We start from the raw sequence: 22026 nt of genomic DNA, 5'->3' as shown, positions 1-22026 counted from the left end.
GTTAACTGAGGCTACCTTATCATGTCTACGGCAAAATTCACACGATATACAGCATATCTTACAAACTATTTGATACATCTGTGAGAACAAGACGCACTCATGGCGAGAAAAACTAGTTTTTCTCGCCATATCCAAGGACGTACGCACGACACAGGTTCTCGGTGCCGATAATTGCATCGATGTGGCAGCGCTCACGACCGTGAGTGTTGAGACATGCTGGACCAAATGCGCCGCTCTTAAGATCGTTGCCGGAGAAATATGCAGCGTTAGCATCAGTTGAGAAGTGGAAGGCAACCTGCTGGTTCCACTTTTCTGGCTCAACAACCTCCTGTGCACACACAATAAGTTTGTTGGAAACTTCCCAATCGTAAGGCGAGCGAATATCAGAAACAATGATGCCTACGTGGTGTTCATTTGAATTGTAATCTGGACCAATGAGGGTAATGTCCAGCGATACGTACTCATCTACCTCAACAGGCAAGAATGCGCCGCCGTGACCAATCTCCTCGTACATGGGGAATGCAAACAAGGTGTTATAGAGGGGTTTCTCGCCAGACTGTGCAAGCCAACGGAGCGTATGAAGCTGCGCTGCAACACAAGCCTTATCGTCAATAAAGCGAGAAACCATATAGCCGTTGTCATACATCTCAAAGTGTGGATCAATAGCAATAACTGCGCCTTCGGAAACGCCCAGTGCACGAGCTTCCTCAGGGGAAGAAACGTCAGCGATAAGCGAGATGGACATGTTGTCCTCGTTGCGCTCCATGGTTCTAGCGTCTTCAAAAACGTGGACAGAGTGGTGGTTACAGATTACCTGGCCGTCAACAACGGAGCCGTCTCTACAGACAACATGGCAGGTCTCGCCCTCAATGCTGTGATAGTTGATACCGCCCAGCTGACGAACGCGCAGTGTACCGTCTGAGTTGAAGCCGCGGACAATCAGGCCAATGGTATCAAGGTGAGCATTAACGCCAACAGTCTTGCTGGTATCCTTGCCTTCTACCAGGACGTATGCAGTAGCCTTATTGTCAATTTGAAGCTCATAGCCCGCCTCGGCAACAAGCTCTCGAAGCAGCTCATGGATGCGCTCGTAGTAGCCAACAGGGCTATCGCACTCAACAAGCTTCTTTGTAGTATCAATCAAATACTGTGTATCAGTTTCAAAATGAGTCATGACTATCTCCTAGTTTTGTGGGTGAGTATAGAGCTCTACCAGGTGCTCAAGCATGTCAACCATGCTCTCAAGCTCGGGGACAGGAACAAACTCTCTGACACCGTGAGCATTGTAGTAGCAGGCAGAAAGATTAGCGCAAGGGAATCCCCTAAAGGAAAGTTGTGATCCGTCGGTACCGCCACGCATTGGAATGCAGGTCATCTCTACGCCGACCTTCTCGTATGCAGTGCGTGCATTCTCGATTAAGTGCGCATACTCAGGCTTTAATACGATGTCAGCCAAGTTGTGATACTGGTCGTGAATCTCAACGGAAAGTACCTCAGAGCCAATCTGCCTGTTTACATACGCCGCAGCGTCAACCATCAACTGCTTGCGACGCTCAACCTTTGCCTGATCGTGATCACGAATAATGTAATCAGCGCGAGCAGACTCGCAATCACCATTGACGCGCTCCAGATAGAAGAAGCCATCATAGCCCTCAGTGAACTCAGGACGCTCCGCAGGTGGAAGCAGCTCGTGGAAGCGCATGATTGCCTCAGATGCATTAATCATCTGGCCTTTTGCGGTACCTGTGTGAACCGAAAGTCCGTGAGCGCGCACAAACACCTCAGCAGCATTGAACGTCTCGTAGCAGAACTCACCAAAGGGGCCGCCGTCAATGGTGTAGCCATAAGCTGCGCCAAAGGCATCAAGGTCCAGAAGAGCGGCGCCGTGGCCAATCTCCTCATCAGGAACAAACGCAAGTGCAATACGTGGGTGCTTGAGCTCTGGATGCTCCTTGTAGCGAGCAAGCAAGCTGACCAGCATTGCAATGCCAGCTTTGTCATCGCCGCCAAGCAACGACGTGCCATCAGTGGTAACAAGCTGCCAACCAACCATGTGCTCAAGCTGAGGATTTGTCTCCGGGCTAATGTAGACCTCTCTGCCCTCACGATCAGAACCAACTACTAGCTTGCCGCCCTCATACGTAACAACCTGAGGATGAACGGGGTTGCCCCAAGACTGCCAAGCCGTATCAATGTGGCAGCAGAAACCAAGAGTTGGAAGGTCCTCCAAACCCTTGCTTGCCGGCCAGTGAGCAACCACGTAGGCGTGCTCATCAACAACTACATTCTCTGCGCCAAGCTCACGAAGGTCAGCCGCAACAACCTCAGCCATCTGGTGCTGAGACTCAGTTGAAGGAACGGCATCTGCCGTCAGAGGATTAGACTGAGAAGAAACCTTGCAATACGCAATAAATCTATCTAGAACGTCACTCATAAAACTCCCTTACAAAAAACTGCGCTAACCAAATAGTTAACGCAGTTTAGAGTATCAATGTATTAACGAGAAGACCGTGAGGCTCGTGAAGCTGTAACAAAGGATTTCCAAAGTTCACAATCAGCTTTGCTGTATTGCCAACCATACTCTGGATGCCACTGCACACCTAGAGCAAACGTCTTGCCCTTGACCTCGGCTCCTTCAATAATGCCGTCTGAAGCATAGGCAACTACATTAAGCTCAGCGGAAACCTTTTTCAGGGCCTCATCGTGATACGAGTTTGCTTGAATGTCTTCAACCTTACCCAGGGCGTTGTACAGCAAAGAATCTTTTTGAACATGAACAGCATGAGCTGGATGGTACAAATTTGCCGAATGAGTCCAGAATGCATGATTTTCTGTTGGTTCAAGGGTGTGCAAATCTTGTACAAGCGTACCGCCCAGCACAACGTTTAAAAGCTGAAGGCCACGGCAAATAGCAAGTAAAGGTTTATCTGCAGCAAGTACCTGCTTTACCAACTCAAACTCAAGCGCATCTCGTATAGGACACAGACGATTAAGATCACGTGGTTCTTCTCCCCAATTACGCGGATCAACATCATGACCACCGGTAAGGCAGAAGCCGTCACACATCTCAACAAACTGAGCAATAATCTCTGGGTCATCAGTCAAAGGCACCATGATAGGAATGCCGCCAGCTGCAAGGATGGCGTCAAATTGGATCTGTCCGACAGAAGCAGAATCAGAAAAATTTTCTTCAGGCATCCAGCGAGGAGTCACACAGATAAGAGGACGCTCAGAAGCAGGAAGATCTGGAACATCATTGAATGCATCTTTTACGATATCTGGAATAACCACAAAACCCTCTTATCAATTAGTACTTTTATCCAAACTCACGTTAAAGGTATACCCTTAATGAGTCTATGACTTTATCGCTTTTACGTTCTTCATGCCACCCTGACAACTCTTCCTTCACAATGTTTTTTCACTCATGAAACATTTTTCTGTATTGCATACAATTAATTTGGGTATTAAAAAGCCAGTTCTTTACATTTAAACTTCATGTTTTGAAGATACAAACGGAAGGCGCCCTATGAAAGAGCACGTATTTACTAATCTTTCCCGTAAAACATTCTTACGTGGATCTTTGGCGGCTGCCGTTGCTGCCGGTTCTGCTTCACTACTTTCTGCTTGTGGCGGTTCAACTGGCGGAGACAGTGATAAAAAAGTTTTGCGCTTTGGTGTAAATAATCCAAAGGTAACCTTTGACACTCAGAAGACCTCTGGCTCTGTTGGCGTATCTGAGGCAGTTGCAGAATCCTTGCTGGTGCTTAACCCAGACACAAAAGAAATTGAGCCAAACCTGGTAACTGGCCTTCCTACCGTCTCTGATGATGGCCTTACCTACTCATATGAGCTTAAGGATGGCATCAAATTCCACAATGGAGAAACCCTTAAGTCCTCTGACGTTAAATACACCCTAACACGTATGTTCTTGCCTGCTACCAAGGCAACCTCAATTGACTCGTATGCGTACATTGAGGGCGCTAAAGACATCATTGCCGGCACAACAGAAGAGCTTTCTGGTGTTGTTATTAAGGATGACCGTCACTTTGATATTAAGCTGACACAGCCTTATTCAACCTTTAATGCAATCATGGCTCAGTTCTACGCTGTTATCTACCCAGAGAAGGCTTGCAAAGAAGCCGGTGAGGCTTGGGGCACTGAGACCAACTTCATTGGTACCGGTGCTTACAAGCTTGTCTCTAATGACAGCACCACAGAAGTTGTTCTTGAGGGATTTGCTGACTACCATGAGGGCAAGCCTGGTCTGGATGAGCTCAGATTTGTCTACATTGACGACGCTAACACCCGTATTCTTAACTACAAAAACAATGATGTTGACCTGGTCTTTATTTCTCAGTCTCTTATCCAGCAGTACCAAAATGATGAGTCTATTTCCAAAGAGATTGTCAACTACACACCTGCATCCACGCAGTTTGTAAACCTGAACCTTAAGAGCGAGAACCTCAAAGATGTTCGCGTTCGTCAGGCTCTCTCTATGGCAATTGATAGAGACACCATTTGTAGCACCATTCTTTCTGGTGTTGCAAAGCCTGCTAAGTCATTTATCCCATCTTCTGAGACCGGCTACAACGAGTCCGCTCCAGAGTTTGAGTACAACGTAGACAAGGCAAAGCAGCTTCTTGCACAGGCAGGTGTTTCTAACCTCACTCTTAACGCACAGGTCAGAAGCCAGGATCAGAACCTCATGGTTGCCCTTCAGGATGCTTGGTCAAAGATTGGCGTTACCTGTAACGTAAGCGTTATTGACTCTGGTGTTTGGAGCGACGCACGTACTAACGGTGACCTTGAAGTCACTCTTGTTACCTGGTCTACCCTCTCCTTCCAGGGTGTTGAGCACATGGGCTCCTACTTCCGCTCTGACCGCGCCGCAAAGAAGTCTTCCTTCTACAACAGCACCGAGTTTGACAACCTGGTTGACCAGGCTCGCCTTACCGTTAACAACAACGACAAGGTACTTGAACTCACCCGTCAGGCAGATAGCCTCATGACTCACACTGACTACGCATGCCTGCCTATCGACTGGCCACAGATGCCTTACGTCTTGAAGCCAGAGTTTACCGGCCTCAGCGTTTTGGTTAACCCTCACTTCGATAAGGTTAAGAAGAAGTAAGGTTTCCTACACCCAAAAACAAAGGCGAGAAGATCGATTGGTCTTCTCGCCATTTTTGTGTTTGTATGCCGTTTTAAGACACGACAATAAGATGCGCTACTCGGAAATCTTCTCCTCAAGGCGCGCTTCTTCTACGGCCTTCTGAGCCGCCTCAATAGCATGAGCCACCTGTGGTGTGCGGTCTCCATCCGTAAGTGAGGTGTTATACAGATGGCAAGCGCAGAAATGACCTGGCTCAGCCTCGATGCGATTAGGAATGCGCTCGGAGCAAACCTTCATTGCCTTAGGGCAACGCGTGTGGAATACGCAACCTGAAGGTGGATTTGCAGGGCTTGGAACATCGCCTTGAAGAATGCGCTTTTCCTGGATACGCTCGTGGCGAATACGAGGAATAACGTCCAAAAGTGCCTGAGTATAGGGGTGCAGAGGATGCTCAAAGAGGGCGTCTTTGGTAGCAAACTCCATCTGGTGGCCCAAATACATGACCATAACAGTATCAGCAATGTGGCGAACAACGGAAAGGTCATGGCTGATAAAGATGTATGCCAGACCGTGGTCCTTCTGAAGCTCTTCAAGCAAGTTGATTACTTTTGCCTGAACAGAAACGTCCAAAGCAGAAACAGGCTCGTCGCAGACAACAATTTCTGGTTCAAGCACAATAGCGCGAGCAATACCAATACGCTGGCGCTGACCGCCCGAGAACTCATGAGGGTAGCGGTACTTGAACTCAAGGTTAAGGCCAACTTCCTCCATAACCTCTTCAATGCGAGCATCACGCTCTGCCTTAGTCTTATAGGTGCCTGCAATATCAATAGGCTCACCAATGATATCCATGACCGTCATACGAGGGTTCAGTGAGCTGTAAGGATCCTGGAAGATAAGCTTCATCTTCTGACGGGCTCGCTTGAGGTCTTCTCCCTTAAGTGAGGTGAAATCTTCCCCATCAAGCTCAACCGTACCAGAGGTTGGCTCGGTAAGGCGCAGCACACACTTGCCGGTTGTAGACTTTCCGCAGCCAGACTCACCAACGATGGCCAAGGTCTCTTTGCGCCTGAGCTCAAACGAAACGTCCTCAACAGCATGAACGGAAGCGTTAGAACGACCAAATACCCCGTTTTTGATGGGGAATCGCTTAACCAAGTTCTTTACGGACAAGATGGTTTTCTCGCCAGAAAGGTCTTTGACGTCTGTGTTCTTCTCTTCTGCCATGACTACTCACCCCACTCATCAGTGTATTTCCAACAGCTGACAGTATGGCAATTGTCTTCACCAACAGCAGTCAGGCCAGGACGACGTTTCTTACAAATGTCCTTAGCAAACGGACAACGTGGATGGAACGGGCAGCCAGAAGGCATATGAGAAAGCATAGGAACGCTACCAGGAATTGCATAGAGTTCCTTGGTACGCTCGTCAAACGATGGAATGGACGCAATCAAGCCCTGAGCATAAGGGTGCAGAGGGTTAGTAAAGAGCTCTGCAGACTGCGCATACTCAACGCGATGACCAGCGTACATGACAAGAACCCAGTCAGCCATCTCGGAAACAACGCCCATGTCATGTGTAATCAACATGACAGCGGTGCCCAAATCTTGCTTCATGCGATCGATAATCTGCAGAATCTGTGCCTGAACCGTTACATCCAAAGCAGTTGTTGGCTCGTCGCAGATAAGCAGTGATGGCTGGCAGGCAAGTGCCATAGCAATCATGACACGCTGACGCATACCGCCAGAAAGCTCATGTGGATATGACGAGAAGATCTTCTCTGGTGCAGGAATGCCCACCAGCTTAATCATATCAAGAGCCTTCTGATCTGCCTCCTGTTTGCTCATGTTGGGATTATGAACAAGGATGCCCTCACGAATCTGTAGACCAGATTTCATGACAGGATTCAAGGAGGTCATGGGCTCCTGGAAAATCATACCAATGCGATTACCGCGGAAGTCACGCATGCCACCACGAGGAAGCTGCGTTAAATCAGTTCCCTCAAAAATAATTTCTCCGCCAGTAATCTGCGCAGGAGGTGTAGGAAGCAATCCCATGACTGACAATGCCGTCATGGACTTACCGCAGCCAGACTCTCCTACTACCGCAAGAGTCTCGCCTTTACGCATAATAAACGAGAGGTCACTTACTGCAGGAAGTGCGCCATCTTCGGTGAAAAGCGTAACATCAAGATGATTAACGTCGAGAAGGACGTTCTTCTTGCACTGCTCTTCTCGCTCTTTTTGAGCGGTTTCTTGTGCAAGCTTGCGCTCCTCAAGACTACAAAACTTCACAGCCTGTCCATTTGGACCTTCAATGGCATGCTCAAATGTTGCATCTGTATTTTCTGCCATAAACGTAACCTCCTTTCTAAGAACGCATCTTTGGATCAAGGGCGTCGCGAAGGGCGTCGCCAAGCAAGTTGAAAGACATAACCGTAATGATGATGACAATACCTGGAGCAATACTGTAGATAGGCTGTGATGCAAGGAATGGCTGAGAAGCTGCAATCATTTGACCCCAGCTTGCATCAGGTGGCTGAACGCCCAATCCCAAGAACGAAAGCGTTGCCTCAGAAAGAATTGCACTTGGAATACCCAGGGTAGAAACAACGATCAGCGTAGAAATGCAGTTAGGAAGCAAATGCTTCATGATGATGCGGAAGCTGTTACCACCAGACAAAATACAAGACTGAATGTATTCAGAATTCTTCAGGCGCATGACGTCGCCTCGAATCAGCCTTGCCGTAGTTGTCCACATCAGAAGACCCAGTGCAATATAGAGGTTAATAAGACCTGGGCCCATAACAAACATAATCAAAATTGCAAAAAGCAAGAATGGGAAGCTGGAGAAAACCTGAATGATAAAGGAAACAACTGCATCAACCCAACGGCCATAATATCCGGCTGCAACTCCCGCAACAAAGCCAATAAAGAGAGCAATAGCCTGCGAAATAATACCAACAGACAGAGAAATCTGGCAGCCATAGATGATACGAGAAAGGATATCTCTGCCGTACTCATCGGTGCCAAGCAGATGTGCAAACGTTGGATTCTGATTCATAATTGCAAGGTTTTGATCCTTGTAGCTGTAAGGAGCAATCACAGGAGCAAGAATTGCAATAATCGCAAGGGCCAAAACAATGCCTAAGCAAATCATGCCCAGTTTATTTTTCTTAAAGATGTTCCAGCTAACCTGCCAATAGCTCTGCGCACGGACTTTTCCCGTGGCAGCCTGTTCTGCTTCTTGAGCCTTGGCGGCATCTTCAAGTACAGCTTCAGTCTTTTGGACCTTCTCGCTATTTTTATCGCTCGTAAACAAAGCCATTACTCTGATGCCTCCTCTCCAAGACGAATTCGTGGATCAACTACTGCGTACAAAATATCAACAAGTAAATAAATCACAACGCAGATAATTGCCACGTACATGACACTACCCTGAATCAACGGCAGGTCACGAGCATTAATTGCATCAATAAGCAACTTACCCATACCGTTCATATTAAAGATCTGCTCAATGATGATGGAACCAGTAAGGATGTCTCCCAGCTGAGATCCAGCAATGGTAATGATTGGAATCAGAGCATTTCTGAGCGCGTGCTTCAAAACAATAGCGGAGCGCTTTAAGCCCTTAGCTTCAGCGGTTCTAATGTAGTCCTGATTTAATACGTCCAGCATGCTGGTCCTGGTAACGCGGGCAATACTTGCTGCGTAACGAGAGCCCAGCGCAATAACAGGAAGAACGTACGCGGATGGCGTTTTAACACCAGACAACGGGAACCACTTAAGCGTCATAGCAAAAATAATCTGCAGTACAAGTGCCACCCAAAACGATGGAGCAGAAATACCAAAGATTGCAGCTGACATAAGTGTTCTATCAAGCCATTTTCCATGGTTTACTGCGGCGAGAATACCCATCAAAAGACCAAATACTATGGCAAAAAGATACGCAAACACTGCTAAGCGTAGCGTAACTCCCAAAGCCTTAGTCAGAAGTGCAATGACAGGTCGCTTCTGAGTGTAAGAAGTTCCAAAATCTCCACTAAGCATTTTCACAAACCAGTTTGCGTACTGCTCTGGAATTGGCTTATCAAGACCCATGGTGTGACGGACCTGTTGAACAGTAGCCTCATCAGCCATATCGCCCATCATGACTCGTACTGGGTCACCTGGGACAATGTTCAAGACAAAAAACGTTAAAGCAGAAATACAAACTACAACGCTCACTGCTTGAAGGATTCGTTTGATTAGAAACGATCTCACTCTTGAGCTCCTCTCCCCTCAAGAAAATGAAGCGGCATCCAAGAATCTTAGATGCCGCTTTAAAGTTTATAGCAAGTTTGCTACTTAGTCCTCTGGAACGGTGTAATCGGAATTAGATGTATCAATATCGACATCAAAGAAGTGATAAATCAAGTTTCCAACCTTAGCGTTCTTGACGTACTTTTTAGCGACAAAGGAGTTCTTTGGCCAATACAGAGGAAGTGTAGCAAAGTCTGTACGAGTCAGCAGGTTATCTGCGTCCTTGTAATCCTCTGTTCTCTTATCCTTGTTGGACTCAGAGCGACCCTCAACAAGAAGCTTGTCAAACTCTGGGTTGTTGTAGAAGGAAGACTTCTTTGCAGCGTTAGTGCTGTAGAAGTAGGTGTACAGGTGCTGGTCACCATCGGCAAACAGTGGATACCAAGCAAGGGTAGTAATCTGGAGGTTACCAGCGGCCCAGTCAGTATTCCAGACTGCGTTGTCCTCTACCTGAACATCAAGGGTAACGCCAACCTTGCTCCAGTACTCCTGAACAGCAACAAGGAGTTTTTCGTAAGACTTTCTAACCTTTGCAGAAAGCTTAAGGTCAGATGCACCAGCCTCAGCAAGAAGAGACTTAGCCTTCTCTGGATCGTACTCAAACGCAGGTGCGCTCTTGTCGTAACCAGGGGTTGCTGGTGCGAGCCAGCCACTTGCAACGGTACCGTTACCAGAAGCAATGTTATCAACAAGCTCCTGACGGTTGATTGCCAGAGAAAGTGCCTGACGAACCTTAGGGTCAGTCAGACCCAGACCCTCTTTGAGGTTAAGGTTGATGAAGTTAACACCAAGGGTCTGATATGCAGTGATAAGATCCTTGACGTCAGCATCGCTTGAATACTGCTGATACAGAGAAGATGGAAGATCGCAGAAATCGATGTCGTTGTTCTTGAATGCAAGCAGCTGAGTGTTGGTGTCATCGTAGTAGTGAATACGAATCTCATCCAGTGCAGGCTTGCCGTCATGGTAGTCATCAAAGCGCTCGAGAACTACCTCAGTGGTGTCATCGTTGCTCTTAATCTTGTACTTACCAGTACCAATGAGGTTAGTACCAGTGCCCCAATTAGCGCCAGCAGCCTCACAAGCCTTCTCTGGGAAAATGCAAGCATAGGAGATACCAAGAACGCTTACAAAGACAATGTAAGGCTCAGAAAGCGTAAAGGTGAAGTGAGTATCATCCTGAACAGTCAGGCCCTCAAGCTCAGTTGCCTTACCGGCAAGCATCTCTGGAGCACCCTTAATCTTGTCAAAGAAGCTGGTGGAGAGAGCCTTAGTTTCTGGCTTAAACATACGCTCAAAGGTGTACTTAACATCCTTTGCGGTCAAAGTAGTACCGTCGTGGAACTTAATGCCCTCTTTGAGCTCGCACTTAAGAGTAAGACCGTCAGACTCAAAGGTTGGAATCTCTTTAAGCAGACATGTGACAAGCTCATTATCCTCAGTCCAACGAAGCAAAGACTCGCAAACAGAGTCTGCAACACATGCGGACTGGGAGTTATTTGCACGCTGCATATCAAGGCCCTGCTTAGAATTTGCGGAGCCATAGCGAAGAATCTTCTTCTTATCAGATGCCTGAGGAGTATCAGTGGAGGAAGGATTGCAGCCAGCCAGCATCATAGATGCGCCACCACCAGCCGCTACCATACCTGATGCCTTCAAAAAATTACGACGGCTTAGTGAGTTCTCCAGCATGTTAACCCTTCTTTCTTATTAAAACGATTTATAAGACAACCCTGCTGGGGTCAGATAACTATACAAAACAATTACCAGCATCTACCTATATATACCTAGGATGAAATAGACATGAAACATTAAATTGCGACGATAACAGCAAAATCTATTTACCTGCACTTTTTGTCTAACCATATAGGAATTACCTATATTGAAACATAAAAATTGACTAAGCATTTTTGGACAGTTGTCCATTTTTCCATAAAAATATTGGCAGGTACTAAAGAGATACCTGCCAATACAAATGCATGTAACGAGAAGAACTCTCTGTCTTAGTGCTTACGCTTCATAAGACCTGCGGCTGTCAAAGCAGCTCCACCCATAACCATAAGAGGCATTACCAGAAGCTCTTCACCCGTATTTGGAAGCTGTGCTTTCTTCTTCTTTGTCTTCTTCTCTTTTACAGGAGAGGCAGGGTTAGAAGGCTCTTCTGGAGCTGGAGTTGGTGCTGGAGTTGGAGTATCAGACTCAACAGTAAGGGTAACTGTCTTTGCTGCCTCATAGTCATTACCTGCAGCTGCGGCATTACCATTGAAGTAATAGTAATAGGTGACGGAATATGCGCCTGGAGTCTTAGAAATCTCTTCTGTCTTCTGAGCAACAGTTGCTGCATCCATAGTTGCTGTATCAAGTACAACTGTACCGCTCTGATCAACAACCTTAACGCGAGCGTCAGCAGAACCAGCAGCAGGGGTAACCTGACCAGCGCTGTGATCAACCATAGCATCAAGGTTATCAAGAATAGTCCAGGAATCCTGATTGGCGGTAATAGTACTGTCGTGTGCCGTAACTACCTGCCTAAGCTCTGTATAAAGAGGAGAGATAACGCCGTTATTAAGATCAAGCTCGTCAGTTGAATTCTCAGAAGCATTGATGACAAGGTTGCCGCTAGAAAGAGAAGTGTACGAATACTCCTGATACACATCATCAGTAAGGTCATTATCAACAGCCAGCTGCCAGCCAGGAAGATTGAGGTACAGCCCCCTATTGGAATTTCCAGTATGAACTGAATAGCCATAATCCCTCATGGCATTCTTAATGTTGGTCAAATCAATGTAGTACGCACCGCCGGTATACAGAGCATCGTTCTCCGTTGCGCTGTGGCGATCTTCATACAGGATATTGTCAACGTGAATATCACTTGCAGAAATAGTTGGCATGTAATTCCACTCGTCCTGTGGGATAGCGTAATAGCTACCGTCAGGCCTAATAATTACGCCCAGATATTTCTTATTGCTGCTAAGAATGGAATTGTTTGTTCCCTCTTCCAGGACCTGCCTTGCAAACCTAACTGAAACACGAGGGTTTCCGTAAGAGGTTCTGTGATCAAGCAGATACTGGGTAAGACCCACATAGTTGGTACCGTACAGATTGAGAGTAGAGCCATTGGTAAGTGTCAGAGGAACAGTAAGCGTAATGGTCTCACCAGCGGCCAGAGTACCAGAGACAGAAACGGAACGCATCTCAGCATTGTCCTGACCAGCTGCCTGGTATGCAGCATAAGCATTAGCTGCAGGCTGAGAGCCAGAACCACCGTTCAGTCCACTAATGTTCAGATTAATTGCAGTTGCTGTATTAGTTGACGAGAAGGTAAATCCAGTTGCACGCAAATCAGGATTAGGGCTTGAGCTGACATAGTAAGTAAGTGGCAGCTGCATAACCTCGTTTACAGAAACTGGAGATGAAGAGATGTTGGTAATCTTTACCACTGCCTGTAGATTCTGATACTTATCAATATCTACAATGGAGCGGTTCATCTGAGTGGTGTCATTATCCTTATAAGCGTAGTTAGATGTCTGACCAGAAGCATCTGTAAAGTAAATAGAACGCTCAATAAGGCCATCTGCACTCACAGATGGAGACACGTTAGTAGTAGTGCCGTTATAGAACGAATTGTTACTTGCAGCGTATGCAATATTTGGCATAAAGATTAAAGCTGCCAAAAATGCAAACATAACAGCAAGAAAACTGCGGCCCTGCATCTTTGATGTCATAGGCGTATTCCTCCTCAGAATAAAAACTTAGCGTTATATTTTCGCATTAACACCCTGTTGAAGGAATGGAGATATTTGTTACTTACATAAAAAGAGACGCCATCTTTCGATGACGTCTCTTGACAAATCTCTAGATGCGCAAAGTGCTCTACTCTGCAGCCTCTTCGGTTGCCTGTGTGTTAGCCTCAGACTCAACAAGGTGAGCCTCAAGATCAGCCTCAGCCTCAGCTGCTGCTGCCTCTGCTGCTGCACGCTCCTCCTCTGGAAGTGGAGTGACCTCAATGTCAATACCAAGGGTCTCTGCAGCTGCCTTCATAGATAGGGAGATGCGACGACGGTCAAGATCAATCTCCATGACCTTTACCTGTACAACGTCGCCAACCTTGCAGACCTGAGATGGAGCGGTAACGTGCTGCTTAGCCATCTCGGAGATGTGGACAAGGCCCTCAACGCCGTTGCCAAGGTCAACAAATGCACCGAAGGTAACAAGCTTGGTGACAGTGCCCTCGATGATAGCGTCAACTGGGTACTTGGAAACAAGTACACGCCATGGATCCTCGGAAGTCTGCTTAAGACCAAGGGAGATACGCTCACGGTTAAGGTCAACGTCGAGAACCTGAACCTCAACCTCCTGGCCAACCTTAACAACCTCAGATGGGTGGTTAACGTGGTTCCAAGAAAGCTCGGAAATGTGAACCAGGCCGTCAATGCCGCCAAGGTCAACAAATGCACCAAACTCAACGATGGAGGAAACAGTACCCTTGAGCTTCATGCCAACCTGGAGCTTGCCCAGGATGTCCTGACGCTCTGCCTTACGAGCCTCCTCAAGAACAATACGGCGAGAAAGAACAACGTTGTTGCGGTTGCGATCCATCTCGATAACACGAGCCTCAATACGAGTGCCCATGAATGCACCAAGGTCCTTGACACGACGGAGGTCAACAAGGGATGCAGGCAGGAAGCCACGGAGGCCAATGTCAAGAATCAGGCCGCCCTTAACAACCTCGATAACCTCGCCCTCAACGGTCTCACCAGCGTTGAACTTATCCTCAACTGCCTTCCAAGCGCGCTCGTACTCAGCACGCTTCTTGGAGAGAACCAGACGGCCCTCTTTGTCCTCTTTCTGGAGAACAAGAGCCTCGACGTCCTCACCCAGGGAGATGACCTCTGCAGGGTTAACGTCTTTACGAATAGAAAGCTCACGAGCAGGAATAACGCCCTCAGACTTGTAGCCAATGTCTACGAGGACCTCATCGCGCTCAATCTTGACGACGGTGCCGTTGACAAGATCTCCCTCATCAAAGTCGGTGACAGTGCCGTCGATCAGGCTGTTCATTTCCTCATCGGAAATTTCATCCAAAGAGAAGATGGACGAGTTCTGAATCTCACTCAAAGGTGGACCCCTTCCAAAACGGGGCCCCGGTCAACATGGTTGCTGCCAGAGTGCCAATACGCGGGCTTCTCTACTCGGAAACTTACATGCTCTCGGGGGCCAACAGATACAGTGCATAGCTTGACGCCATACGGGCAATAGGATAGCGCTCTTCGGCTGATTAAACAAGCCAAAGAGCGCTACTTTGCACAGCTATTACGCAAGTTTTACAAAATTTCTTCAAAGTTTGTTTCTTACGAGATGGTCTTGTTGTGCTTACGCACGAAGACGATAGCCCTCTTTCTCTACGGCAGCTCGGTACGCATCGACATCAATCGGATTTTTGCTGAGGATACGTGCCTGACCACCAGCTAGAGTAACCTGCGCCCATGTTCCCTCAATACTATCGAGAGCTCGAGTCACATGATTGACGCAGTTCTGGCAAGTCATACCACCAATCTCAAATGTTTGAACATAAGGGTAATGAGATTCATCTTTGTCTTCTGGACCATCTGCAGCAGAAACCTGCTCTGTGTTACAGGTGGTAACACCTGTTCCCTCATCAGAGCAGCAGCCTTTTTTACCTGCAGCAATTCCGTAAACACGATAAACCGCAAAACCGCAAAGCGCTACAACAGCAAGAATAACAATAATATTGATTGGTGACATACAAACTTCCTTTCTGTTGCTGTTTTACTACCCACCATTTTCTAGATTATTCAAAAAATGATGTTTTTCTCGCCAAATTTTTCAGCAACAGCAAAAATCGTAATGCAGCTTAAGCAGAAAGCTTTGCACCAAGGCCGCGAAGAGCCTCGAGAGCATCGTCATCTGGCTCAAGGTTGCAGATAAAAGTCTCAACAACGTTGACGCCCTCTGCTTCAGCATTCTGCTTCCAAGTCTCCATCCAGTCGCCGGTTCCCCAGTCGTAAGAACCAAAGAGAGCGGTTGGCTTCTGACCAAGCTTGCCTGCGCAGTCATTGAAGAGCTCCTCAAAATCAGGATCAAGCTCCTCGTCACCCATAGCAGGGCAACCAAAAGCAAATGCATCGTACTGATCGCACATATCTGCAGAGAACTCAGAAGACTCAATAGCCTCGGTGTCTGCAGCACTTGCAAGCTCTTTTGCCATTGCCTCAGTATTGCCCGTCATGGACCAATACACAACTGCTACTTTACTCATACATTTCCTCCTTCTGTGTCCAGGTTCCCCCTGGAAAACTACACATTACTTTCAATACCTCAACAAGAAATCCAAGCACACCCCTTATGCAACCTGACATTTCTTGGTATTGCCATACGATGAGAGAATCTGAGCTAAAGATTCCCCTTGATAAAAACGATGCTTACACTGGTCTTCTGCATCTTTAAGTCTCTCGAGACGAAGGCGAGTTTCTTCCGTGTTGTCATAGACTTTCCAAGCACCAGTAAAAAGCTCAGACTGTCCATTCATAAAGCCCTGAACATCAGCAAGTGGATAGCCCAGTACCAGTCCAATCTCGTGCGGAAACGCGGCTTTTCTTGCATGGAAGGCAAAGATTTTTGAGCGCATGCTCTTCATCAACGCTTGCACCGACTCAGTGGAATGGCCAAACGTAGCCAAGAACTCACAGTGCTCTGGTTTGGCGAGAATATCCTCAACAAGCTCAGGTCTATACGCAACGAACGATACCTTTCCACCCGAAATAGCAGAGGTGGCAAGGAGCGTTACCCCAAACAACGAGAGCTCGTGCGTAGCGTTGCAGAGAAATGCCCTCAGTGTTGGATCGGTGCAAATAAGGCTTGTACAAGAACTGCAAGACTTGTGGGACGCAAATGAAAAGAGTGCAGCTGGCTTGACGTGAGCAATAACACCAGCGGCACAGCGAACAAACGTTGTCGCAAAATCATGACAAAGTTCAGGCGTATAAGCTCTTTCACTTCCGGTAGAAGCAAGCTTTTTATCAGCGGAATATACATAGGGAGAAGTAACGTCAAAAAGCGATGAATTCTCAAAAGAAGTAAGACAATCCATACCGCACTTGCTCCCTTCTTAAAAATGCGCCGTCGACTAAAAGGGAGCCGACGGCGCCTGGATTCCGGACCCTTGGAGAGGGGAAAGGTTCCGGGCTGATAAAGCAATTTTGTTAGAACTAGCTCCTGTTATATAAAAACCTTAACAAGTTAACCTCTTCTAACTATTTAAAGTGTAAGCCATAGCTAACTAAATGCAAGAGAAAACTCAAAATATTTTTACTTTTTGACAATTCAAGACAGAAAAAAGCTCTCGCCTCTTACGAATAAGAAACGAGAGCTCTAACGCGATCTAAAAACACTTTGTTGACGCACAAGTGCGTTCTAAGCAATCTGTCCTTCAGTCAAGAGCATCTTTACCTCAGAAGGAACATTAGGGTTATGAGCTGCAGTGGTAAGCAGCGACCTTGTGTTTGCAAGCGTTACCATAAGTGTCAGAAGATTGTGCATATATGCAGCAGCACTTACGGTAATAAGACCTGCAACACCTGCAGCAATGAAGGAGCTGTTCAGCGCAACAATCGTGCGATAGTCGGCGTGAATCCTCTTCATTACCTGCTGGCCTAAAAGACGCATGATTACCAAAGATTCAAGCGAATCATTCTTAATTGAAATATCCGCAACAGCACGAGCAATATCAGTTGCATCAGAAAGCGCCAGTGAAACATCAGATACGGCTAGTGCAGGTGAATCGTTGATACCATCGCCTACCATTGCAACGGTGTAACCCTCCTGCTGGAACTTCTTAACATACTCACACTTATCCTCTGGGAGAATCTGTGCGACGTAGTCATCAAGACCAAGCTTCTTAGCAACACTTGCTGCAACGTTTTCTGAGTCGCCGGTCAGCATAACCATACGCTTAACACCAAGAGCACGGAGCTGCGTAATAGTTGCTGCTGCATCTTCCCTTACAGGATCGGTAATACAAATTGCTGCAATAAGTTTTGAATCCTCGGACATAAAGATAATGGACGAGGTTGGAGCAATCTGTGCAAGGTCGTCCTGAATTCCCTCAGGCATTGGGGTCTTCTCGTCATCAAAAATGAAGTGAGCAGAACCAATGCAGACCTCTTTGTCGTTAACCTTGGTACGAATACCGTGAGCAACAACATACTTAACCTCTGCGTGGAACTCGTCTTTGTGCTTGAGGCCACGTACCTTTGCTTCGTTCACAATTGCACGAGCCATGCTGTGTGGGAAGTGCTCCTCAATACATGCAGCAAGGCGCAAGAGCTGGTCCTCGGTACGATCGCAGAAGCTGACAATACATTCAACGTGTGGAACTGCCTTTGTCAGCGTGCCTGTCTTATCAAAGACGATAAGATCTGCTGCAGCGATCTTCTCGAGGTATTTGCCGCCCTTAACCGTCATGCCAAACTTAGCTGCCTCATCCATAGCGCTACCCACTGCAACAGGAGTGGAAAGCTTAATGGCGCAGGAATAGTCAACCATAAGAACGGTCATAGCCTTAGTGATGTTTCGGGTGATACCCCAAATACCAAAGAAGGCAAGGAAGCTGTAAGGAACCAGTGCATCAGAAAGGCGCTCTGCCTTAGACTGTGCGCCAGCCTTAAGCTCAGCAGACTGCTCAACCATATCAACAATGTTGTCGATACGAGACATTCCTGGAGGAGCAGTAACGCTTACCATAAGGTCGCCGTCTTCAAGAGCGGTGCCTGCGTAAACGGTTGAACCAGGCTCTTTGGTAACAAGGCGAGACTCACCTGTCATGGCAGCCTCGTTCATCTGGCCGATGCCTTCAACAACTTTGCCATCAACAGGAAGAACGCCACCAGCACGCTGGTGCAGAATCATACCCTTCTCAACCTCAGAAAGGGCAATCATTACGTCCTTGCCGTCAATACGAGCCCAGACGTTCTCAGAACGAGTGATTAGGCCATCACGAAGTGCAAGACGTGCTCGGCTTGCCACGTGGTTCTCCATAGCAGCAGACAGCTCAAGCAAGAACATGACCGTAGATGCATCTGCCCACTCATTTCTTAGAATTGAAGTGGTGATAGCAGTTGCGTCCAAAACCTCAACAGTCAGCTCTTTCTTAAATAGGCGCTTAACGCCTTCCACGACAAATGGAATGGCGCGGAGAATGACATACGCGTAGTTAGCAACTGCAGGCAGTGGCAAAGAACGCATAATCCAGCGGCGTGCGAATGTGGTCACAACCTCCATCTGGAAACGATTGTTCTCAAGAGCCATCTCGATTGAGCTGCAGAAGTCTTCAAGGCCTGCCTCTTCTTCTCGCGGCAAGTTCAAGACATCAAAAGCGCCAACAGCCGCAAGTACCTGATCTCTCTTGAGAGGATCAAACCTTAGCAAGAGAGAACCGTTTGCCATGTGAACTTCTGCGTGACGAACACCGTCAACACGCATCAGCTCATAGGAAATACCACGGGCTTCAGCCTCATCAATATGACCCAGGTCGCATTTTGCACGAATGCGACCTGAGATTTCATTAGTAATTGTGAAGCGCATGAATTATGCCTGTGCGCCCTCTGCGTCGACCTGCTTGGTAACCTCAGCGCGGATACCCTCCTCGAGCTCAGCAAGGCGAGCGCGAACTGCAGCGTCAATCTTGGACTCACGACGAGCCTCTGCAACAACGTCGTTAGCCTCGTCAACGACGTTCTGAGTCTCTGCGGAAACGCGGTCAGTTACGCGAAGACCACATGCAGTTGCCTTGACAGCTGCCTTGTGAAGAGTGCCGTTAGAAGCAAGACCAGCAACAACGCCAGCAAGTGCAGCGCCACCGGCTGCAAGACACCAATTGTTCAGTTTCATAAAAATCCCCCATCTGCTATTTGCAAATTAATCGGTTAATGACCTATTGAAGATAAAATTATTTTACGAAAAAAACAAGTGAAAATCATTACTAATTAGTTATCCTAATAAAACAATTGCACACAAGTAATTTCTTACCTGCGAAAACGTTTCCTATGGTTAGCCATGGTATACATATAAATTTTGTGAAGATGCCGCTCTGAGGCGTTACTTAAATTATTGATATTTGTTCGTATAGGTTAACAACTAAATGAAAATAACAACTATTCTGTGTCGTTACTATGAAAAATAAATTGTGTACAATTTATTTGTGTTAGGTTACAGCTGCTGGGGTACACTACCCAATACACAAAGCCATCCAATGCTTCGGACAATCCGCGGCTCGTTGAAAGGAACATCATGGCAAACTCCAATATCTATGACCTCTCCGTAGAAGAGCGTGACGGCTCCCTAACTTCCCTCTCCTCTTTTGATGGAAAGGTTCTTCTGATTGTCAACACTGCAACCGGTTGCGGCTTTACCCCACAGTATGAGGACCTTGAGCGCATTTATGCCGCATACAAGGACCAGGGCTTTGAGATTTTAGACTTCCCTTGCAATCAGTTTGCAGACCAAGCCCCAGAGTCCGATGAGGAGATTCACCAGTTCTGCACTATGAAATTTGGCACCGATTTTCCACAGTTCAAGAAGGGCGACGTCAACGGAGAGACCGCAAATCCTCTCTTTGAGCGTCTTGCAACAGCTTTCCCCTTCCAAGGCTTTGGTAGGGGCATCAAGGCCCTTGCGCTGGATAAATTTGCGAAGGCAAACAACAAGAAGTTTGGTGACAAGGCCTATATCATGTGGAACTTCACTAAATTCCTTGTAGACCGCCAGGGAAACGTTGTTGCACGCTTTGAGCCAACCACCGATATGGCAGAAGTTGAGTCTGCAATTAAAAACCTTCTTGCCTAAGGCGAGAGGACCGGTCTACTCATGAGTTCTTCTCAGAAAGAAATGCAGTCCGTCACAGCCGCCAGCACGTTTGCTGGCGGCTCTTCTACACTCGACAACTCCCCCGATATCCCCGAGCTTCTCCTCAAAAACCAGCTCTGCTTCCCGCTCTACAGCGCCTCAAAAGAAGTGGTACGAAGGTATACGCCGCTACTTAAGCCCTTTAATCTGACGTATACGCAATACATTGCCATGATGGCGCTTTGGGAACATGAATCCTTGGATGTCAAAACCTTAGGTGAGCTTTTATTTCTTGATTCAGGCACCTTGACTCCACTTCTTAAAAAGCTTGAGGAGAAGAGCCTTGTACTGCGTCAAAAAACAAACAAAGACGGACGTCAGCTGATTGTTTCCCTCACCCAAAAAGGCAAAGACCTTAGGCGAGAAATGCAAATAGTCCCACATCAGATTGGCTCATGCGTTAATCTCTCGCCCGAAGAAGGCGCTGAGCTTAAACGATTGCTTTTAAAGGTTCTTTCTAACGTTACAGAAAGCTAGATTTACTATGACCCAATCACAGGTAACCATTACCTCTTCTGAACGTGAAACCGCCATTGTACGCACTAGCGCCATAGGCATTACAGCCAATGTTGCTCTTGCGGCATTCAAAGCAGCTGTGGGCATTTTATCTAACTCAATTGCCGTTACTCTTGATGCAGTGAACAATCTCTCCGATGCAATCTCATCAATCATCACCATTGTGGGAACTAAACTCTCTAACAAAAAAGCTGATCGCGAGCATCCTTTTGGTCACGGACGTATTGAATACATCACTACAACAGTAATTGCTGCAATCATTATGTATGCAGGTATTTCTTCACTTTTTAAATCTATCCAAGACATCATGAATCCTGTTACTCCAGACTACAGTCCCCTGTCTTTAGTCATCATTGCAGTAGCTGTGCTGGTAAAGATTATTTTGGGTCGCTACGTCCGCTCTGTAGGTAATCGCGTAAACTCCGACACCCTTATTGCGTCGGGTTCAGATGCACTTTTTGACGCCACACTCTCTACTTCTGTTTTATTAGCTGCGCTTATCTTTATCTTTACAAAAATCAGTCTTGAAGCATATGTGGGCGTTATTATCTCTGTGTTTATCATTAAAGCTTCAATTGAGCTGTTACAGGGATCTATCAAAGAAATTATTGGTATGCGTCCTGACGCTGCTCTTTCAACACTTATTTACAACATTGTGAAAGAGGATCCAGACGCAGAAGGCGTCTACGACCTTATTATCCACAGCTATGGCCCAGATAAATTTGTTGGCTCATTCCACACTGAGGTTCTTGATACCACTTCAGCTATTGAGATTGATACGATGACTAGGCGTCTGAGTACAGAGATTTACAAGCAGACATCAGGCAAAATAATCATTGCTGCTATTGGTATTTATGCGAGAAACACCACCGATAATCGCATTGTAAAGATGCGCACTGAAGTAACTGAAATGGCTTTAGCTCATGAAGGTGTTCTTCAAGTTCATGGTTTTATTGCTGACATTGAAAATCAATTTATGGCCTTTGATGCAGTCATTGAGTTTGGCTATGACGGTAAGCAAATTGTCCACGATATTATTCATGAAGTAGAAACAGCCTACCCTAATATGAATGTCTCGGTTCTTTTGGACCGCGATACAAGCGATCTTTCTGAACATGAAGAAGACAGAGACTTGCACTAAAAGCAAGTAAATACATCCTAAAAAAGGGGCGA

19 protein-coding genes are annotated in these 22026 nt (G+C 46.8%); 4 read left to right on the top strand and 15 right to left on the bottom strand.

Features of this window, described 5'->3' with window-relative positions; genetic code table 11:
- Positions 1–112: 112 nt before the first annotated feature.
- From HMPREF1492_RS05540 to HMPREF1492_RS05530, 3 genes are all read right to left on the bottom strand, one after another.
- On the bottom strand, positions 113–1174 hold the full coding sequence (locus tag HMPREF1492_RS05540; protein ID WP_035436776.1) for a zinc-binding metallopeptidase family protein: 1062 nt from the start codon (positions 1172–1174) through the stop codon (positions 113–115).
- Positions 1175–1183: 9 nt separating this feature from the next.
- Positions 1184–2434: a peptidase T gene (gene pepT, locus HMPREF1492_RS05535; protein ID WP_035436774.1), complete on the bottom strand. Its 1251-nt coding sequence runs from the start codon at positions 2432–2434 to the stop codon at positions 1184–1186.
- 62 nt (positions 2435–2496) lie between these two features.
- Positions 2497–3291: a gamma-glutamyl-gamma-aminobutyrate hydrolase family protein gene (locus tag HMPREF1492_RS05530; protein ID WP_051479419.1), complete on the bottom strand. Its 795-nt coding sequence runs from the start codon at positions 3289–3291 to the stop codon at positions 2497–2499.
- A 235-nt stretch (positions 3292–3526) separates the two neighbouring features.
- Here HMPREF1492_RS05530 and HMPREF1492_RS05525 point away from each other — a divergent pair, with 235 nt between their 5' ends.
- Positions 3527–5131 (top strand): ABC transporter substrate-binding protein, encoded by a 1605-nt coding sequence (locus HMPREF1492_RS05525; protein ID WP_035436772.1) that lies wholly within the window; start codon positions 3527–3529, stop codon positions 5129–5131.
- A 96-nt stretch (positions 5132–5227) separates the two neighbouring features.
- On the opposite strand, the gene HMPREF1492_RS05520 is transcribed toward HMPREF1492_RS05525, so the two are convergent.
- From HMPREF1492_RS05520 to HMPREF1492_RS05465, 12 genes are all read right to left on the bottom strand, one after another.
- Entirely contained in the window at positions 5228–6340 is a 1113-nt protein-coding gene (locus HMPREF1492_RS05520) for an ABC transporter ATP-binding protein (RefSeq protein ID WP_035436769.1), read from the bottom strand.
- Positions 6341–6342: 2 nt separating this feature from the next.
- Positions 6343–7467 carry an ABC transporter ATP-binding protein gene (locus HMPREF1492_RS05515; RefSeq protein ID WP_051479418.1) on the bottom strand — a complete coding sequence of 375 codons (1125 nt, stop codon included), beginning with the start codon at positions 7465–7467 and terminating at the stop codon, positions 6343–6345.
- A 16-nt stretch (positions 7468–7483) separates the two neighbouring features.
- The gene (locus HMPREF1492_RS05510; RefSeq protein WP_035436766.1) at positions 7484–8440 is read right to left on the bottom strand and encodes an ABC transporter permease; all 957 of its coding nucleotides are present in this window, start codon (positions 8438–8440) and stop codon (positions 7484–7486) included.
- Entirely contained in the window at positions 8440–9375 is a 936-nt protein-coding gene (locus HMPREF1492_RS05505) for an ABC transporter permease (RefSeq protein WP_035436763.1), read from the bottom strand. Before HMPREF1492_RS05505 ends, HMPREF1492_RS05510 begins: the two co-directional genes overlap by 1 nt.
- An 84-nt stretch (positions 9376–9459) precedes the next feature.
- Complete coding sequence (locus tag HMPREF1492_RS05500; RefSeq protein WP_035436760.1) at positions 9460–11106, bottom strand: ABC transporter substrate-binding protein; 1647 nt, start codon at positions 11104–11106, stop codon at positions 9460–9462.
- Positions 11107–11417: 311 nt separating this feature from the next.
- Positions 11418–13139 carry an LPXTG cell wall anchor domain-containing protein gene (locus tag HMPREF1492_RS05495; protein ID WP_035436757.1) on the bottom strand — a complete coding sequence of 574 codons (1722 nt, stop codon included), beginning with the start codon at positions 13137–13139 and terminating at the stop codon, positions 11418–11420.
- A gap of 148 nt (positions 13140–13287) precedes the next feature.
- Positions 13288–14532 carry a 30S ribosomal protein S1 gene (rpsA, locus tag HMPREF1492_RS05490; RefSeq protein WP_035436753.1) on the bottom strand — a complete coding sequence of 415 codons (1245 nt, stop codon included), beginning with the start codon at positions 14530–14532 and terminating at the stop codon, positions 13288–13290.
- Positions 14533–14787: 255 nt separating this feature from the next.
- Positions 14788–15180 carry a heavy-metal-associated domain-containing protein gene (locus HMPREF1492_RS05485; protein WP_035427336.1) on the bottom strand — a complete coding sequence of 131 codons (393 nt, stop codon included), beginning with the start codon at positions 15178–15180 and terminating at the stop codon, positions 14788–14790.
- A gap of 109 nt (positions 15181–15289) precedes the next feature.
- Entirely contained in the window at positions 15290–15694 is a 405-nt protein-coding gene (locus HMPREF1492_RS05480) for a flavodoxin domain-containing protein (RefSeq protein ID WP_035427338.1), read from the bottom strand.
- Between the two features lie 84 nt (positions 15695–15778).
- Positions 15779–16525: a DUF3793 family protein gene (locus HMPREF1492_RS07290; RefSeq protein ID WP_051479417.1), complete on the bottom strand. Its 747-nt coding sequence runs from the start codon at positions 16523–16525 to the stop codon at positions 15779–15781.
- A gap of 323 nt (positions 16526–16848) precedes the next feature.
- Positions 16849–19017, bottom strand: coding sequence for a heavy metal translocating P-type ATPase (locus HMPREF1492_RS05470; protein WP_035436750.1), 2169 nt, complete (start codon positions 19015–19017; stop codon positions 16849–16851).
- A 3-nt stretch (positions 19018–19020) separates the two neighbouring features.
- Positions 19021–19323, bottom strand: coding sequence for a hypothetical protein (locus HMPREF1492_RS05465; protein WP_035427342.1), 303 nt, complete (start codon positions 19321–19323; stop codon positions 19021–19023).
- A 399-nt stretch (positions 19324–19722) separates the two neighbouring features.
- Here HMPREF1492_RS05465 and HMPREF1492_RS05460 point away from each other — a divergent pair, with 399 nt between their 5' ends.
- From HMPREF1492_RS05460 to HMPREF1492_RS05450, 3 genes are read left to right on the top strand one after another with little or no spacing between them, the layout of a single operon-like run.
- Positions 19723–20277, top strand: coding sequence for a glutathione peroxidase (locus tag HMPREF1492_RS05460; RefSeq protein ID WP_035436747.1), 555 nt, complete (start codon positions 19723–19725; stop codon positions 20275–20277).
- Between the two features lie 21 nt (positions 20278–20298).
- Positions 20299–20814 (top strand): MarR family winged helix-turn-helix transcriptional regulator, encoded by a 516-nt coding sequence (locus tag HMPREF1492_RS05455; RefSeq protein ID WP_084054993.1) that lies wholly within the window; start codon positions 20299–20301, stop codon positions 20812–20814.
- A gap of 7 nt (positions 20815–20821) precedes the next feature.
- Positions 20822–21994 carry a cation diffusion facilitator family transporter gene (locus HMPREF1492_RS05450; protein WP_051479416.1) on the top strand — a complete coding sequence of 391 codons (1173 nt, stop codon included), beginning with the start codon at positions 20822–20824 and terminating at the stop codon, positions 21992–21994.
- The last annotated feature ends 32 nt before the right edge of the window (positions 21995–22026 follow it).

The organism is Atopobium sp. BS2 (assembly GCF_000565075.1).
Lineage (GTDB): Bacteria > Actinomycetota > Coriobacteriia > Coriobacteriales > Atopobiaceae > Lancefieldella.
This window is presented reverse-complemented; position numbering and strand designations above follow the sequence as displayed.